The organism is Ferruginibacter sp., from assembly GCF_028288465.1.
GTDB lineage: Bacteria > Bacteroidota > Bacteroidia > Chitinophagales > Chitinophagaceae > Ferruginibacter.
In genome coordinates, this window is record NZ_JAQBNR010000021.1 from 121,821 (window position 1) to 137,462 (window position 15,642).

15 protein-coding genes are annotated in these 15,642 nt (G+C 40.5%); 5 read left to right on the top strand and 10 right to left on the bottom strand.

The window, feature by feature from the left end; all coding sequences use genetic code 11:
• The first annotated feature begins 54 nt into the window (after window positions 1–54).
• Entirely contained in the window at window positions 55–1,107 is a 1,053-nt protein-coding gene (locus tag JWR61_RS09705) for a nucleoid-associated protein (protein ID WP_301927626.1), read from the top strand.
• Between the two features lie 73 nt (window positions 1,108–1,180).
• Here JWR61_RS09705 and JWR61_RS09710 read toward each other — a convergent pair whose 3' ends face one another.
• Together JWR61_RS09710 and JWR61_RS09715 are read right to left on the bottom strand one after the other, a co-directional pair.
• On the bottom strand, window positions 1,181–2,530 hold the full coding sequence (locus JWR61_RS09710) for an FAD-binding protein (RefSeq protein ID WP_301927627.1): 1,350 nt from the start codon (window positions 2,528–2,530) through the stop codon (window positions 1,181–1,183).
• Window positions 2,531–2,681: 151 nt separating this feature from the next.
• Entirely contained in the window at window positions 2,682–3,539 is an 858-nt protein-coding gene (locus JWR61_RS09715) for an MBL fold metallo-hydrolase (RefSeq protein WP_301927628.1), read from the bottom strand.
• Between the two features lie 73 nt (window positions 3,540–3,612).
• Here JWR61_RS09715 and JWR61_RS09720 point away from each other — a divergent pair, with 73 nt between their 5' ends.
• Window positions 3,613–4,287 (top strand): NAD(P)H-binding protein, encoded by a 675-nt coding sequence (locus JWR61_RS09720; protein ID WP_301927629.1) that lies wholly within the window; start codon window positions 3,613–3,615, stop codon window positions 4,285–4,287.
• Window positions 4,288–4,447: 160 nt separating this feature from the next.
• Here the strand turns inward: JWR61_RS09720 and JWR61_RS09725 are convergent, their stop codons facing one another.
• The 4 genes from JWR61_RS09725 to JWR61_RS09740 all read right to left on the bottom strand — a co-directional run bounded on the left by JWR61_RS09725 (window position 4,448) and on the right by JWR61_RS09740 (window position 8,143).
• Window positions 4,448–4,645, bottom strand: a complete 198-nt coding sequence (locus JWR61_RS09725; RefSeq protein ID WP_301927630.1) for a hypothetical protein — start codon at window positions 4,643–4,645, stop codon at window positions 4,448–4,450.
• A 211-nt stretch (window positions 4,646–4,856) separates the two neighbouring features.
• On the bottom strand, window positions 4,857–6,212 hold the full coding sequence (locus tag JWR61_RS09730) for a Gfo/Idh/MocA family protein (RefSeq protein ID WP_301927631.1): 1,356 nt from the start codon (window positions 6,210–6,212) through the stop codon (window positions 4,857–4,859).
• 169 nt (window positions 6,213–6,381) lie between these two features.
• The gene (locus JWR61_RS09735) at window positions 6,382–7,734 is read right to left on the bottom strand and encodes a DUF1080 domain-containing protein (RefSeq protein ID WP_301927632.1); all 1,353 of its coding nucleotides are present in this window, start codon (window positions 7,732–7,734) and stop codon (window positions 6,382–6,384) included.
• 202 nt (window positions 7,735–7,936) lie between these two features.
• Entirely contained in the window at window positions 7,937–8,143 is a 207-nt protein-coding gene (locus JWR61_RS09740) for a hypothetical protein (protein WP_290337618.1), read from the bottom strand.
• 275 nt (window positions 8,144–8,418) lie between these two features.
• Between JWR61_RS09740 and JWR61_RS09745 the strand changes: the two genes are divergently transcribed.
• The 3 genes from JWR61_RS09745 (at window position 8,419) to JWR61_RS09755 (ending at window position 10,106) form a co-directional block, all read left to right on the top strand.
• Complete coding sequence (locus JWR61_RS09745) at window positions 8,419–9,096, top strand: DUF1345 domain-containing protein (protein WP_301927633.1); 678 nt, start codon at window positions 8,419–8,421, stop codon at window positions 9,094–9,096.
• A 12-nt stretch (window positions 9,097–9,108) separates the two neighbouring features.
• Window positions 9,109–9,327 carry a VF530 family protein gene (locus JWR61_RS09750; RefSeq protein WP_301927634.1) on the top strand — a complete coding sequence of 73 codons (219 nt, stop codon included), beginning with the start codon at window positions 9,109–9,111 and terminating at the stop codon, window positions 9,325–9,327.
• A gap of 383 nt (window positions 9,328–9,710) precedes the next feature.
• Window positions 9,711–10,106, top strand: a complete 396-nt coding sequence (locus JWR61_RS09755) for a hypothetical protein (protein WP_301927635.1) — start codon at window positions 9,711–9,713, stop codon at window positions 10,104–10,106.
• A 194-nt stretch (window positions 10,107–10,300) separates the two neighbouring features.
• Here the strand turns inward: JWR61_RS09755 and JWR61_RS09760 are convergent, their stop codons facing one another.
• From JWR61_RS09760 to JWR61_RS09775, 4 genes are all read right to left on the bottom strand, one after another.
• A complete protein-coding gene (locus tag JWR61_RS09760; protein ID WP_301927636.1) occupies window positions 10,301–11,257 on the bottom strand; it encodes a DUF6515 family protein in 957 nt (318 codons plus the stop codon).
• A 436-nt stretch (window positions 11,258–11,693) separates the two neighbouring features.
• A complete protein-coding gene (locus tag JWR61_RS09765; protein WP_301927637.1) occupies window positions 11,694–12,200 on the bottom strand; it encodes a pyridoxamine 5'-phosphate oxidase family protein in 507 nt (168 codons plus the stop codon).
• 251 nt (window positions 12,201–12,451) lie between these two features.
• Complete coding sequence (locus tag JWR61_RS09770) at window positions 12,452–13,012, bottom strand: DUF1543 domain-containing protein (protein WP_301927638.1); 561 nt, start codon at window positions 13,010–13,012, stop codon at window positions 12,452–12,454.
• 195 nt (window positions 13,013–13,207) lie between these two features.
• Complete coding sequence (locus JWR61_RS09775) at window positions 13,208–15,517, bottom strand: alpha-galactosidase (protein WP_301927639.1); 2,310 nt, start codon at window positions 15,515–15,517, stop codon at window positions 13,208–13,210.
• Window positions 15,518–15,642: the final 125 nt, after the last annotated feature.

Consider the following 15,642-nt stretch of genomic DNA (forward strand, 5'->3'; position numbering starts at 1 on the left):
GTTCGTTTGATGACTAAAATCATAACTTATAATTCATAACTCATAACTATATAAATGGTTACTTATTTCGACGCTGCCCTGACACAAATTTCTATTCATTATTCCGGCAACAAATTGCAGGATGAGTTTTATCGCCTGTCTGAGAAACCACTGGTGCTGGAAGACGACACCTTAAGCGATTTACTGATGCAGTATTTTTTAAAGCCTTTTGAAAAGGGAAATGAAGTTTATCGGCTATCACATCCCTCCGGCAATCTTGAGCTGAATGAGTTGTTTCACTTTTCAACCGATGTATTTTCGACGGCTGAAAATTTTCATGAAAACTCGCAGCAGATTGTAAAACATTTGTATGATGTTTCCGGTCATCCTAAAATAAAATCCGGGGAGATGTATGTTGTTCATTTTAAGGATTTGCAAATTGAGGGCGAGCTGCACCAGGCCATTGGTATTTTTAAATCGGAAACAAAAGAAGCCTACCTGAAAGTGCAGCCGGATGAAAATGGTTTTAATTTAAACTACGAACAGGAAGCCATCAACATCAAAAAATTAGATAAGGGTTGCCTGATTTTTAACACTGAAAAAGCGGAAGGTTATAAAGTAGCCGTAGTGGACCAAACCAACAGCAGTGAAGCATCTTACTGGATGGATGACTTTTTAAAACTTACCATCCGCAACGACAGCTATAACCAAACTAACAACACCTTAAGTCTTTATAAAAAATTTATTACTACCCAGGTAGATGAAGAATTTAGCGTAAGCAAAACAGATAAGATCGACTTGCTGAACCGCTCCATGAAATATTTTAAAGAGAAGGACCAGTTCAATATGGACGAATTCAGCAATGAAGTAATTGGCTATGCAGAGGGGATTGAATCTTTTAAAAATTACAAGAAAAGCTACGAGCAGGAATTTGATATGCCGATTGATGACAGCTTTGCCATTAACACCGCTGCAGTAAAAAAACAAGCCCGTGTATATAAAAGTATTTTAAAGCTGGATAAGAATTTTCACATCTACATTCACGGCAACAAAGAGCTGATTGAAAAAGGTTTTGATGAAGAAAAAAACATGAATTTTTATAAGGTATATTTCAGAGACGAGCAGTAGTTTTTTCACACAAAGACTGCAACGGAATGCACCGAACACAAAGCCGAAGCCCTGTGTTCGGTGTTACTATCAATTATCCGTTGTACAAATTCTTATTTAAAAAATCATTTCTGAACTTACCATTGGGATCATACTGTTTAACCAGCGATTTAAAATCAGCCAGTTTTTCAATTCTTGATTGCAGCGCTTCCGGCGCCAGGGTAAATACTTTTGCCCAGTGTGGACGTGCATTAAAAGGAGCCAGCTTTGCTTCTATCAGCGGCAATAAATTCATCACCTCTTCAACTTCCTGTTTCCATGTTGTATGCAAGGCTACACAAGTCTTTTTATAACAAGGGCTCATCCAGAGATTGTCGGCCTGTATGGTCCTGATTTCTGAAATAAATAAATGCGGTGTAATTTTTTCATGCAGTGATTCCATGGCCATCATTGCATCGTAAGCATGTTCAATGGGTACAAAATACTCTGCCTGCAATTCTTTACCGGCGCTTGGTTTAAAACCCATTTTGAAATGTGGCATTCTTTCAAACCAGGGTCCGGAAACACCCATCTGCTCCGTACAATTTTCAGCAGATAAATCTTCAATGGGATGTAAATTTTTCGTGGCCAGTTTAGCACCAAATAATTCAGGTGCCGGTGCAGCATCATCAGCCGCCACTTTGCTTTTAACCCAAACTTCATTTACATTTTTATTTCTCCAATCGGTGAAAAGGCTTACGCTGTAACCGCCTGACATAATGGTATCAAAATTCTTCTCCAGTTCCCCCATCGGCAGGTTACGGTAAACATATTGTTTCATATTGAAAGTGGGTTGCAGATCCAACGTAAGTTTTGTTACCACCCCCAATGCACCAAGTCCCACCACAGCGCCCTGGAATTGCTCGCCATCATTTTTTGATAAATTCACCAGGTCTCCTGCTGCATTCACAAATTCAATAGCAGTAATGCCGGTTGATAAGTTGCCATTGTGCACGCCCGATCCATGCGTTGCAGTAGCACAGGAACCTGCAACAGTAATATGTGGCAATGAAGCAAGGTTATGCAGCGCAAAACCATTTTGATGCAGGTAGGGTGCCAGTTCGCCGTACCTCATGCCTGCTTCAATCGTAACGGTGTTAGCAGCTTTGTCCAATGAAACTACTTTATTCATTTCCTGTAAGGAAACCTGGTTTTCGGTACTATCAGCAATTTTGTTGAACGAATGTCTGGACCCGAGAGCAGTTAGTTTATTACATTTTTTTACTACCTCCTGAACCTGTTCTACCGTTTTTGGATAATGCACATTGCCTGTACTATACTCCAAATTGCCGGCCCAGTTTTTTAAATGCGGGGCAGCTTTTTTGGGACTGCAAGCCATTAGCCGGCTTAACACAGCTCCGCCTGCGAGTATGGATGTGGTTTTTAAAAAGGTTCTTTTTTTCATGGTGGTTTTTTTATGTTTTAGGTCGTTGGTTATCCGCAGCATTAGAGTAAAATGATTTTTATGCAGTCGCTTGTGTCGCAACTTACATTTTTAAATTAATTATTGCAAGTTGGGGACGGCTAATGATAGATTTAAATACGAAAATGTCAAATCAAAATAATGATAGTTGTTCGGGTTTACGTGTAATGACGGCCTGGCTTAGCTGGCTTTTCTGGCTGGCATTTGCCGTGATCATAATTAATGGCGTTTGCTCGTACCTTGAAGCTACGATCACTTCAATGCCGTCCGCTTTTTTAGTGAAAAGTTCCTTTACTTTTTCCGGATCATTGTTATCTTTTGACAGATGGGCCAGCAATAAATGCGTCATAAAAAAAGGCCGGTGTTGTACAAATATTTCCAGTGCCTGCAGGTTGGATAAATGTCCTTCTCCCCCACGGATACGGTTTTTTAAAAAGAGAGGATACCTTCCCTGCTCCAGCATTACTTCGTCATAATTGGCTTCTAAAAAAGCTGCATGGCATAAGGCAAAATGTTTGGTAACATGCTGACAGTTGGTGCCAATATCTGTAAATACACCTATCGTAACACCATTGCCGGTTATGATGAAACTATGCGGATCTATGGCATCATGAAATTTAGGAAATGCAGTCACCGTAAGTTTGCCAATATTCACCGGGGCATAAGCTGAAAAAAAATGGAGGAGTTCTTTTTTAAAATGAAGGCGTCCTCTTTGCGCAGTAGCGTTGGTTATGTAGACTGGCAGTCCATATTTTTCTGCGATTGATTCAACGCCTTTAATGTGATCGGTATGTTCGTGAGAAATAAAAATGGCTTTTACCTTGTCCATGGAAAGTCCCAGCAGCCGCATCCGTTTTTCTGTTTCCCTGCAGGATATACCGGCATCCACCAGTACCGCTTCGGTATCGTTTGCCACATAATAACAGTTACCGTTACTGCCCGAATTTAAAGAGGTGATAAATAGCGCCATTTCAGCAGCAAAGAAAATCATTTTTCGCCATTATTGGTCAATACAAATGACTATCGTTGATTGCCGTAACTTTAGTTAAATAAACTATATTGGTATGCAGGTAAAAACAGCAACGATCATCGGCTCATCAGGCATGACGGGCAGTGCACTTTATAACTTGTTATCGCATGACAATAGCATTGAAAGCATCCGGCTTATCGTACGACACGCAGTATCAAAAACTACTACCAATACAGATGTACGCCTGATTGATTTTGAAGACACCACCGCGTTCAAAAATGCGATCGCCGGAAGTGATGCCGTTTTTTGTACTATCGGTACCACGCAGAAAAGTGTCAAAGGCGATAAAGCCCTGTATCGCAAAATTGATTATGACATTCCGGTGAATGCAGCCCGGTATTGCAGGGAAACCGGCTGCAAAAAGTTCATTGTTGTAAGTGCCGTTGGTGCAAACAGCAAGAGCAGCAATTTTTATTTAAGGTTAAAGGGCGAAATGGAAGAAGTGGTAAAAAGCCGGGGGCCGGAGACCGTTCATATTATGCAGCCTTCCATGCTGTTGGGCCATAGAAATGAAAAGCGCACCGGTGAAGCCATTTTCCAGCGCCTGGTAAAAGGCGTATCCTTTTTGCTGAAAGGCGGATTGCGGAAATACAGGGGTGTGGCTGTTGAAGACCTGGCAAAGGCAATGGTAGCTGCTGCAAATTCAAATACTGCCGGTGTTTTTGTTCACCAATATCCGCAAATTATCAGGCTCGCAAACAATTTCTAAGTAATCATTACAAAGTCCTGATCCAATCAAACGGCTTCTATTGTCAACACACTTACAACTTAACACTTAATTTATGAGTCGCTATATTTTCAGTTGAAATAAAAAAATGGTTTGCTATGCACAAACCATTAACAAAAACAAGTGCAAAATGGCTTAATTACTACTCTTCATCATAACTAACATTGGTGCCTTCATTCGCCAGGCCATGGCCAACTTTTGATTTTACTTTTGACGTTGCTCCTGCAGTTGAACTGCTACTACCCTGCATCCCTTTGGCTTGTTTAGACTGTGAGGCTGCTTTATTTGCCCCTGTTCCTTTTTGATCTTTTGTGGTTGAACCGGATGATTGCTTTTTCATAATTGAAGTTTTTTAATGAGGAATATTCCTGCAATTAAGAGTCTAAATAATGTGCCATCCCGAGACCCGTATCCTTATTTTGCAAAACAATAAAAACTGTACAAGTATCACCACAATTTCTGGTGCTTGTAGACAAATTTTCTTAAAAGTAAATGCCCCGCACAAAACGTTGTTGCGGGGCATTTACTGGTGTACAGTTTGTCTGACAAAATCAGTACTTAAATATTTTACCGCCCGCCATTACCTGTTGGGTTGCCTCATCAAAAACAGCTTTTTGCCCTGTATGAATTGCGGCGTTGGTCATGATGTTGGCAATGGAATGGGCATACCCTGCTTCCACCGGTGCATTGGGTTGTTTGCGGCTGAGTACACACTCCATCCAGTTACGCATGTGCGCTGTGGTAAGTGAATCCCCGCCTGTGTTGGCGGAGGCTACTACTGCGACATTTTCTGTTACCAGGTTCATTTCTGGCAGCAGATTGGGCTGCATATTCATTTCATCTGCAAATCTTTTTTGCAGGCCACCACGGGGTGAAATTTTATTGGTGATCAGGTTCATCTCGCCGCCATTGGAATAATACATTTCCGCCGGGTTTTCGTCGCCATTGTGCATACGGCTGCTAAAGGTAACCTGGAAGCCTGAAGTAGCATCATTCAACGGACCATAATCAAAAACGGCCGTGGTAGTGTCCCAGTTACGGCGGCCATCTTTCCACTGATAAATCCCCCCATTGGCCACCACACTTCTTGGGTGCGGCAAGCCGGAAAACCAATGTACGGTATCAATCTGGTGGCTCATCCACTGGCCGGGCATGCCTGATGAATATGGCCAGAATAACCGAAACTCAAGATACTTTCTGGGGTCCCAGGCTTCAAACGGCCTGTTGATTAAAAAGCGTTTCCAGTCGGTATCTTCTTCCCTTATTTTTTGCACCAGTGAGGGCCTGCGCCAGCGGCCGGGCTGATTAACATTCCAGGTAAGTTCAACCATGGTAATGGGCCCGAATTTTCCCTGTTGTACAAAATCAGCGGCGGCTTTATAATTGGCGCCACTGCGTCTTTGCGATCCTATCTGGACAATTTTGTTCGCTGCTTTTACCGCCTTTAAGGTGGCGATGGCATCGTCCATTGTTTCTGCAAAGGGTTTTTCAGTATAGGTGTCGCAACCTGCTTTTACAGCTTCAATGGTATGGGTGGCATGCTGAAAATCGGCTGTGCTGATAATGACTGCATCAACAGATTTACTCGCGTATAAGGCCTCGTTATTGACGAATTGTTTTACATCGTGCCCCATTTTTTGAGCCAGGTAACTGCTGCCATCTTCCCGGCGCATTTTCCAAATGTCCGATACTGCAACAATATCGAAATTCAGTGCTTTATAATTATTCATAAAAGCGGGCAACAAAGAGCTCCGGAAACGGTCGCTAAAACCAACAACACCAATTTGTACGCGATCGTTGGCGCCTAAAATACGGGCATAGCTTTTTGCGTTAAATGCAAGCGATCCAAGGTAAACACCCGCCGCCGCTTTGGTTGATTGCGTTATAAAATCTCTTCTTGAAGGCATGATTGGTTACAGTTTTATTTATGAAGAAATAATTTCTGATGTCTGATTTTTTGATGCTGACGGATGATTTCTTTATATCTGAAGTGTCATCCTAACGCCATCATTTTTGTCTTTTTAATTTTTACTTCTGCCTTTCCGTCTATTGACCATTGACGATTGCCCATTGACCTTACTCCAGTTCCTGAATCTTTATGCTCCTGTAACTCACTGCATCCCCATGATCCTGCAATAAAATATGTCCTTTGTCTGCCATTCCGAAGTTGGGCCATTGCGCATATTTGCTTCTTGCTACCAATGCATAATAATAGCCCGTCCCCCGTTGGTATTCGAGCACCTTCCATCCATTGAGCCAATGTTCAATGCGGTTATCCGGATATACAACAATCATTCCCCTGTTCCATTCGCCAATAGGCCGTCTTGCCCTAGGTTCTCTTGAAGAAGGTATCAGATCGTACAGCGAAGCAAGGGTGCGGTTACCGACAACACCCAGTTTAGCATCGGGGTGTTTTGCATCATCCAGCACCTGGTATTCCAGGCCAATGGCCGAACCCTGGTTATTTTCATTTTCCGTAACAAAATATTTTACGCCGCTGTTGGCACCTTCAGTCAGTTTAAATTCAAACTGGCAGATGAATGCACCATATAATTTATCTGTAACGATGTCGCCTCCATTGGCAGCTTCGGCACCGGCCGAAGGCAATACGCTTAATACATTGTTCTTTATCTCCCAACCTTTTTCTGGAAATTTATCCTTGTGAGCGCCTCTCCAGCCATTGGTAGTTTTACCATCCCACAACATGGATACGCCATTTCTTTTCTCCGCTTCTGAAAGATTATTGGGAATTAAATTGACAACAAAGATGTTATTGTAGGGAGAGGGTTTGAGGTTGTCTGTCTGTATCCGCAAATTGCGCCAGCGTATTTGCCTGCCTTCATCTGCTTTATCGTTGATAGCATGTACCTGTAATGCGATAAAACCCTTTGGCGTCATATCATCTATCACATATGCTGCAGGTGTCCCGTTCAGCCAGGTTCTGATGCTGGTACCAATACATTCAATGCGGGCATGGTTCCACTGGGTTTGCTTAAACGCAGGTTTGGCAGCAGGATTTAAATCGAGCGGGTATAACCAGTCACGGCGACCTTCATCATACACACCGCCACTCCATTTGCGTTTGCTGGGATCAATTTCATACTGGTAACCATGCACTCTTCCTTCTTTATAATCAGCTGTACTTTCGCTGCGAAACTGCACACCTGAATTCATGGTGCTGTCCACTTTAAAATCAAACTCCAGGATAAAATCTCCATAGTCTTTTTCTGTTGCTAAAAAAGAATTGGGTTCATTCAACACAGTCGTACCAATAATTTCACCATTGCTAGTAGTATATTTTGCTTTGCCATTTAACTGTTTCCAGCCCGACAAATCTTTACCATTAAAAAGATTTTTCCATTGATTGTTTTGTGCAGCGCCCGTTAAGGCAGAGGCGAGTAAAAATGAAATCAAACAACTTTTAATCATGCGGCGATCGTTAAAAAATAAAGAAAGAGTTAAGCCAATTAAAGGCATTCTTCAATTGTTTTTCAAGTTAATTAATTCCGGCAAATCCTTAATCATTTTTTTTAAGAAGTACTAAATACGGGGAGAAGGAAATGATATTTGCAATCAATAAACAACAATGGCCCGTTTTAAACGACGGGCCATTGTTTGATAGTATTAATTATTATAGTGCCGGTAGCACAGGCCCATATTGTAACTGACCGCCGTTATTGTATTTGTTGGGAAATAATATATCCTGCGCAGTTTCATAACCTTCATCGGCTATTTTTGTAAGCATACGCCTGTCTTTCACTTTTTTGGCAAGGGTGACTACAATTGCCGCAACACCAACTACTGCTAATGCTGCCACTATCTTAGAAGTATTTTTCATGATCTCAATTTTAGTAAAGGTAAAAAACGAACGCAATATAAATTTACAAAATCAGAAAATTTTAATCATCTTAACATCACAGCTAATCAAACAACCGGTTGAAGATACTGTAACAATTTTTTAATTTTTATAAATTCATAAAAATGTCTTGATAGCCTTCGCTCCATTGTAAGCGTGTTAAGCAGTACCGCTTTTGAAACAAATGAAAGAATAGTTTTACTTTGTGCCCTCACAACCAAATTCGCAGGGGTATTTATATCAAATCAATGTTTGTTATGTCAAGAAAAAAAAGTGAAAATATATTCCTTTCCATGCGCCCTGTGCACCGGACTGTAATCAGCCTGTTGTTTGCTGCAATGACCTTTTTAATAACGCGGAAAAGCAATTTAAATGCAATGATCGTCGGAATGATTATGTGGGATGCTTTTGCTTTGAGTTATGTTATACTTAGCTGGATTGTTTTTTTTAAAAGTTCAGTAACCCATATTGCAACACTCGCCCAAAAGGATGATGGCAGCAGGATATTTGTTTTTATTGTAGTGGTTATTGCCTCATTTGCAAGCATGCTCACTGTTTTATTATTAGTTATTTCAAAAGAAAACGCCGGCGCATCTACCATCATTTATCTTCCTGTAATTATTGCAGGCATATTGCTTTCATGGATACTGGTGCATACCACATTTTGTTTTCACTATGCACATTTATTTTATAATGTAGATGATGTTATAAAGCCCACAAAAGGCGGTCTTGAGTTTCCGAAAGAGCAGCATCCCGATTACCTTGATTTTGCCTATTTTTCTTTTGTGGTTGGGATGACTTTCCAGGTATCTGATGTTGAAATCAGTTCAAGGATAATACGGCGTGTAGCACTTGTGCATGGCCTGATTTCATTTCTGCTTAACACGTTTGTCGTAGCGCTTACTATCAACTTAATTGCAGGATTAAAAAATTAATACCATTTGATTATGACGATATCGAAAGACCCTTTGCACGGCAAAACGCTGGAAGCAATACTCACCGAATTGGTAGCCCATTATGGTTGGGAAAAATTGGGGCAGCACATCAGGATCAACTGTTTTATTAAAGATCCGTCTATCAAATCGAGCCTTACTTTTTTACGTAAAACTCCATGGGCAAGAAAAAAAACAGAAACTCTTTACATTGAATTGACAGATAAAAAATAAACTCATCCTAAGGTTTACACCACGGGCGAACCATATTTCCGGTTTAAGTCTGTTATACTGCTAATAAAAAAACCATATATGCATGAAAATGGGTTGGGCATCATATTACACACTTCCTGAAATCCTTTACTGTTAAGGACTTCATCATTTATACCCAACATTAACCAACATTAAAGTAGTATTAAGTTAGCTTTTTTTACAAATAAACTCACACTACTTTTACCATATCAAAAAAATCCGTAGGCTGATGAAGCCTCACCACTGTCACCCAACATTGCCTGCCGTACGAAGAAAAAATAGTACGTACGTTATTTTCCACGATCGCCGCTGTTAATGAAAATTAAATACCATTTAATTATTTATTAAACTTTAAAACACTAATCATGAAAAATTCAAACATCTCTTTGCGCATTTTTGCAATTGCATTAACCGCATTATTCAGTACTGCATTTACCAATGCCGCACACGCAACAGACACAGCTCCCGTATCAGTAAAATATGTAGGAACTTTAAACAGCATTCCTGTTTTCCAGTTGTCATTCACCAATGAACAACCGGAAACGTATGAAATTACAGTCACTGAAAGCAACAATGTTATTTACACAGAGAAAATAACCGGTAAAGAACTGGTGCGTAAATTTCAATTTGTAAATGATGGATCTGATGAAGATGTACTGAAGGTTTCTATCAAAAATGTAGCTACAAAAAAAGTAATCACTTATAAAATAAACCCTTCTACCAACATTGAGGTGGAAAAAGAGTTAGTAGCAAGCTTGTAGTTTGCACATGCTGAATAAACCTGGCAAAGTGCCGGGTTTATTCAGTTTGTTTTATAAAAGAAAATAAGGTTTCCCAGAGTATTGATCTTTATAAGAATACTATTATTATATCCACGCTTACTGGTGATCTGGTTTTTGCAACAGGCATAAAAAAAGCAGGCATTCAACCTGCTTTTAAAATAAAATTTTAGTCCTTATAAAACACTGCCGTTATTATTCGGAACATCGTTACCACCCACTGCCTCGTAACTTACATTGTTATTGGCGTCGGTTATTTCCTGGTAATATGTACCTGAAGGTGAAAGATAAAATTTTTGCTGGTTGATTGTTACCACTTTGCTGTTTGCAGGTAATTGCGTCAACCTTTCCGGTGCTATTTGTTGTGCAGATGGATCGGGTGCATTGGCCGGCGGGGCATAATCATTTTGATTGTTGTCCTGATTTTGTGGTGCAGCCTGGTTATCTTCCGGCTCAATCGTATTGATTACACCATCGGTACCAACTACCACATATTGTATCTTGTTATTTGCAGTCAATTCTTCCTGGTAATAAGTCCCTCCCAGTTCATAATACTTTTGACCATTTATTACAGTAGCTTTTGCGCCTGTTGGCAAATGTTTTACAGTTGCACCCAGCGGCGGTTCTACTACTTCATAACCTCCATCGCTGTAAGGGCGGTAGTAAATACCATCGTAATAATAGTAAGGGTTACTTCCAATGTAAAAAGGATAATATCCAAAAGGAAGAATGCTTAAGCGGAATCCGAATGATGGTCCAAAATGTGCAAAACCGTAAGACCTGTAAATAGGACGATACCTGTAAGACGGGAAATAATTATTATAGTAGCCGCGGCCATAATTATAAGAAGGCAGGTAGCCGTAAGATGGACGATAAGTGTACATATTGCCGCCACGGTAAATACCACCACCGCGATAACCGCGGTAATTGTTACTATAATTTCCTCCTCCCCTATATACCGACCCACCCTGATAACCTCTCGAATTAACGGAACCGCGATCGTAAAAGCCGCCACCGCCCCTGCCACCTCCTCCCCGGTCTCCCCCTCTGCCACGCTGGGCAGATACAGCTGAAGTAAAAACAATTGCAGCACCTGTTACAAGCAGTACACGACACAAATTTTTAATGTTCATAAAAAGGTTTTTATTATAGATACTAAAAATAATCAAAAGTTAATTGGGTTTTAAGATATTTGAAAGCTTTAACATTTCGATTTTCAGAGCTTTTGAATTATCAAATATTTAATGTCGTATAAAAATTTAATCTTATCGAAGAACTACCCTGCGGTAACACCGGCGTGATTTTTCAAAATAAAAAGAATACAAACCATACCAAAAACTTTTGTTGTATAATTTGTATTCTTAGCTTTTTGCTTTATATAAGGATACCAAGCTTTTATCATGTTATCGCCGGTATGCTTTATTTCTTCCCTGCTGTTATAATTAAAAACTTATTTATATCATCGATCCGTTCTTTAAACGTAAACTCCTATTCTTTCTATGCAAACGCCCCCTCCTTTTTAGGATGATTAAGTTTCGTAACCAGACCAGTTTTTGAGACCAAAATCTACTATACATTAATACTGCCTTCCTGTGCATCTACCAACGTTTTACCCGTAGCGACCGAAGCAATCATTTTAAAAAAGTTAATCATCCTGTTACCTTCTGTATCCCAGTAATAAGCGCTGGTGGGAGTTACTTTTAAAATCGAAATATTGGGATCATCCTTTCCTTCCGTAAACCAGGTTTTAACCAATGGCGACCATAGTTCATCTACCTTTTGCCTGTCAACCATTATCTCTGCCTCACCATTCACTACCACGTAACTGCTTTTTGCAGGATGGCTGTAAAACAACTGTACCCTTTTATCGGTTTTGATTTCCCTGTTTTTATCACTGTTGATATCACTAAAGAACCACAAGTTACCTTCCTCATCTACCTCCTGTGTGCTCATGGGCCGGGTGGTAGCACCATCGCCTGTTTTAAGGTTGGTACAAAAAAGGCAAATATCAATATTTTCTATTAATTCTTTTAACTTATCAATTGCTTCCGCAGAGGCTAAATTTTTTGTGCTCATAACTATTTCTTTTGAAGTGAATAATAATTATGGGGATGAAAAATTCATGCCACCTCATTACAATGGCGTTTGTTTAACAGTGATGGAACCAGGCAGGCTAAATTCTCTACACCAGTAAATACCAGCGATAAAAGAGGAATATATTTCCCCAAGCAGGACAAGAACATTCGCAGCATTTTAAGGCTGTTATCCGGCTGCGCCTATTGTTAAAAGGACCACAATTTGAATTGAATATGCAATGGGCCGGCAAACTACAATTTGTGTAACGGCATATAACCAAGATGCAATTCATCACCCGGTAAACCGGCCTGCGGGGTTAAAGTAATACTGTATTTGTTTTTAATTTCAGTGGGTAAAATATCTTTTATTTCAAACACGTCATCCACATCAACGGCATATTTGTCATCCACATGTGACGGTGCTCCCTTAAAACCCGTATGCCTGTAAAAGGCAGTTGCCTTTGCTTTGCTGATTGCTTCGGCTTTACCTGTTGCCGCAACAATCATTTTATAATGAAACTCTTCAAATTCATTTCGCTTATAGCCACCAAGATTTATAAAAAATAACCTGGCACCACTAACAGGCTTTGCTGAATCAAACAATGACACATCTACTGCATAACCATCCACTGAAGTCACTTCCCGCCAGGCATCCAGGTGAATTGTATTTTTCGCAGCCGGCCAAAAGTTTACAATACCTGCAATCAGATCTTTCACCGCGCCGCCAATGCCAAAAAATACATCGTGCTGTTCCGTGTGTCTTCCGGCAGGCCGGCATCCCACCAGCACCATCATCAATTTTAAGTCATTCATTTTATAAAAATAAATTTTACGTTTGGCGCAAACCAATATTCGCCTGGCGTTAGAAAAAATTACAGTGAAGAATCCCTGACTACAGCCGGCGGCCATTTTGAAGTTACATCAACATAATAAAAAACAGGCGAAGGCATCTGTTGAGATATCCTCCGCCTGTGTATTTTGCTACTCCGCTTGTAATAACAACAAATATTATTTTACCTCATTCACCTCCAGCAACACACTGGCTCTTCCCAAATGAACATCGGGATTGATGCCCACGGTCATTAAAAAATTGCCGGAATAAACAGTGGATGGTTGTATGGAAGAGCTTGTTCCGGGATAAACATTAATTTCCTTTACGGTATATTTTTTTGCAGCATCCAGTCCTTTCAACTGAACTGGTAATGGTGTGGCGCTTGGCATAAACCGGGTATTGACAAGATAGTTGAATACAATGGCCCTGCTTTTATCTGTATTTGAAAACATCAGCGATGCAATCGGATTTTTATTTGGATTTACAAGACGATATAAATCCCCGTGCCAAACCAGATCGCTGATGGACCGGTAGTTCGTAACCGCTTGCTGGCTGAATTGTAAGTCTTTTTCATTGAGTTTATCAACAACGATATCATACCCCATTTTGCCCATCATTGCCACATCTGTCCTGAATTTAAGAGGTAGCTTACTCCAGTCTGTTATATGGTTACAGCTTGCAATGGCCGGGTAAAAATAACTGTATTCCCACTGCATAAAAATGCGTTCTACCGGGTCGGTATTGTCGCTGGGCCAGTATTCTGTAAAAAACTGCAGTGCCCCATAATCAACACGGCCCCCGCCGCCACTGCACAACATCATGGGCACCGTTGGATATTTTGCACGCAGACGATCCAGTACTTTATACAAACCTTTTACATAATCAACATACAGCTGCGATTGTGGCAAACCTGCCTTTTGCAGATACGCAGAATGTGCATTGTAAATAACGGCATTGCAATCCCATTTTATAAATGCCAGCGTTGGATTTTTTGTAAATAAAGTATCCAGTACGCCGTAGACAAAATTTTGAACTGTGGGATTTGAAAGATCCAGCACCAGCTGGTGACGGTAATATTTTTCAGGACGATCGATTTCGCGTATTACCCAATCTTTGTGCTTCTCGTACAACTCACTTTTGGGGCTTACCATTTCCGGTTCTACCCAAATACCAAATTTTACGCCTGCAGCAGTCGCTTCTTTTACCAGGTAGCCAATGCCATGTGGCAACTTCTTTTTATTTTCCTGCCAGTCGCCCAAACCAGCCGTGTCACCATTTCTTGGATATTTATTTGCAAACCAGCCGTCATCCAGCAAAAACATATCAACGCCTAACTTTTTGGCGCCTTTAAATAAACCTACGAGCTTGTTTTCATCAAAATCAAAATAAGTCGCCTCCCAGTTGTTTAGCAAAGTAAGCCGGGAGCCTTCTCCATCCAGCAACCTGTATTTTGTTGCCCAGTGATGCAGGTTGCGGCTGGCTTCGCCTTTACCGTTGTTTGAAAAAGTATAGATAAACCCAGGCGTTGTAAATTCCTGCCCTGCCGCAAGCTGATATTCGGAAGCATAAGGATTGATGCCTGCTATCACCCGGAGATTGTTATAATTATCAACTTCAAAATCCAATTTAAAATTTCCCGACCAGGCCAGTTGTCCCAGTAAAACTTTTCCTTCGTCTTCGGTAGCTGGTTTATCAAACGACACCATGAACGCGGATGGCTCCAGCAGGTTTGCTCTTGTTCCCAATTTGCTATCAATTGATTTTATGCCATGCGACAAATGATCTTCCTCTGGTTTCATTTCGTTGCCCCAGGTACCGTTGTAATGCGTGAGGTAAAAATCGTTGCCCATTAAATACAAATTTGCCGAAGCATATTTCTGCATGTGGATGGCTTTCTTTTCCCCGTTTTTTATTACGCTCCATTGTTCCACCACGTTCTCTTTGTAATAGGTTTTATAATAGAGAGTCACTTCGTTCGCATATAAAGGGTCTTTCAGCAAAACGCTTGTCAGGTTTACGTTTGCGTCTATTTTTTTCGTTTCGCTGCTAACATATTTTAAGTCGAGCGACATGTTGCCGTCAGCATGCGTTATCTGTACAGCGGGTTCGATCAGGTTCCATGTGCCAGCCGGAGTGTAACAGGAATTATAAGTTGGTGCATTGTCACTTTTTAAATTATACTGGCTGGGTATGCCCGCATATTCTGTAGTGTTTGCAAGTTTGCTTCCAAAGTAAATTACACCGAGGCGGCCTTCATGATCGGTCTGTAACACCATCGCATTTTTTTCTGTTTCAACGGGGATGGTTACAGTGGTTTGGGCAAAGGAGATACTGGTTGTAACAAATAATAAAAGCAATGTTGACCAGGCGACAGTACTACTATTAAACTTCTTTGGCGTCGCACTCTTGTACGGTATTAATTTTGTTGAACGATCGGATAAATGTTGATGAAACCATTCTTTATCTGTCATTTTTTTTGTTGGCATAACCGATGTTATTTTTAGTATTGTAATTTCAATTTACGTGTTGCAATGTATCTCATTATTACTACTTTTCAATAGCTGCAATAAGAAAGAATTCAGGTTTGCTTTAACACAATAGATTTTTTTTT

Excerpts from the sequence above, each read along its gene's own strand:
- JWR61_RS09705 (WP_301927626.1), top strand. The coding sequence starts at position 55 with ATGGTTACTTATTTCGACGCTGCCCTGACACAAATTTCTATTCATTAT.
- JWR61_RS09710 (WP_301927627.1), bottom strand. The coding sequence starts at position 2,530 with ATGAAAAAAAGAACCTTTTTAAAAACCACATCCATACTCGCAGGCGGA.
- JWR61_RS09715 (WP_301927628.1), bottom strand. The coding sequence starts at position 3,539 with ATGATTTTCTTTGCTGCTGAAATGGCGCTATTTATCACCTCTTTAAAT.
- JWR61_RS09720 (WP_301927629.1), top strand. The coding sequence starts at position 3,613 with ATGCAGGTAAAAACAGCAACGATCATCGGCTCATCAGGCATGACGGGC.
- JWR61_RS09725 (WP_301927630.1), bottom strand. The coding sequence starts at position 4,645 with ATGAAAAAGCAATCATCCGGTTCAACCACAAAAGATCAAAAAGGAACA.
- JWR61_RS09730 (WP_301927631.1), bottom strand. The coding sequence starts at position 6,212 with ATGCCTTCAAGAAGAGATTTTATAACGCAATCAACCAAAGCGGCGGCG.
- JWR61_RS09735 (WP_301927632.1), bottom strand. The coding sequence starts at position 7,734 with ATGATTAAAAGTTGTTTGATTTCATTTTTACTCGCCTCTGCCTTAACG.
- JWR61_RS09740 (WP_290337618.1), bottom strand. The coding sequence starts at position 8,143 with ATGAAAAATACTTCTAAGATAGTGGCAGCATTAGCAGTAGTTGGTGTT.
- JWR61_RS09745 (WP_301927633.1), top strand. The coding sequence starts at position 8,419 with ATGTCAAGAAAAAAAAGTGAAAATATATTCCTTTCCATGCGCCCTGTG.
- JWR61_RS09750 (WP_301927634.1), top strand. The coding sequence starts at position 9,109 with ATGACGATATCGAAAGACCCTTTGCACGGCAAAACGCTGGAAGCAATA.
- JWR61_RS09755 (WP_301927635.1), top strand. The coding sequence starts at position 9,711 with ATGAAAAATTCAAACATCTCTTTGCGCATTTTTGCAATTGCATTAACC.
- JWR61_RS09760 (WP_301927636.1), bottom strand. The coding sequence starts at position 11,257 with ATGAACATTAAAAATTTGTGTCGTGTACTGCTTGTAACAGGTGCTGCA.
- JWR61_RS09765 (WP_301927637.1), bottom strand. The coding sequence starts at position 12,200 with ATGAGCACAAAAAATTTAGCCTCTGCGGAAGCAATTGATAAGTTAAAA.
- JWR61_RS09770 (WP_301927638.1), bottom strand. The coding sequence starts at position 13,012 with ATGAATGACTTAAAATTGATGATGGTGCTGGTGGGATGCCGGCCTGCC.
- JWR61_RS09775 (WP_301927639.1), bottom strand. The coding sequence starts at position 15,517 with ATGCCAACAAAAAAAATGACAGATAAAGAATGGTTTCATCAACATTTA.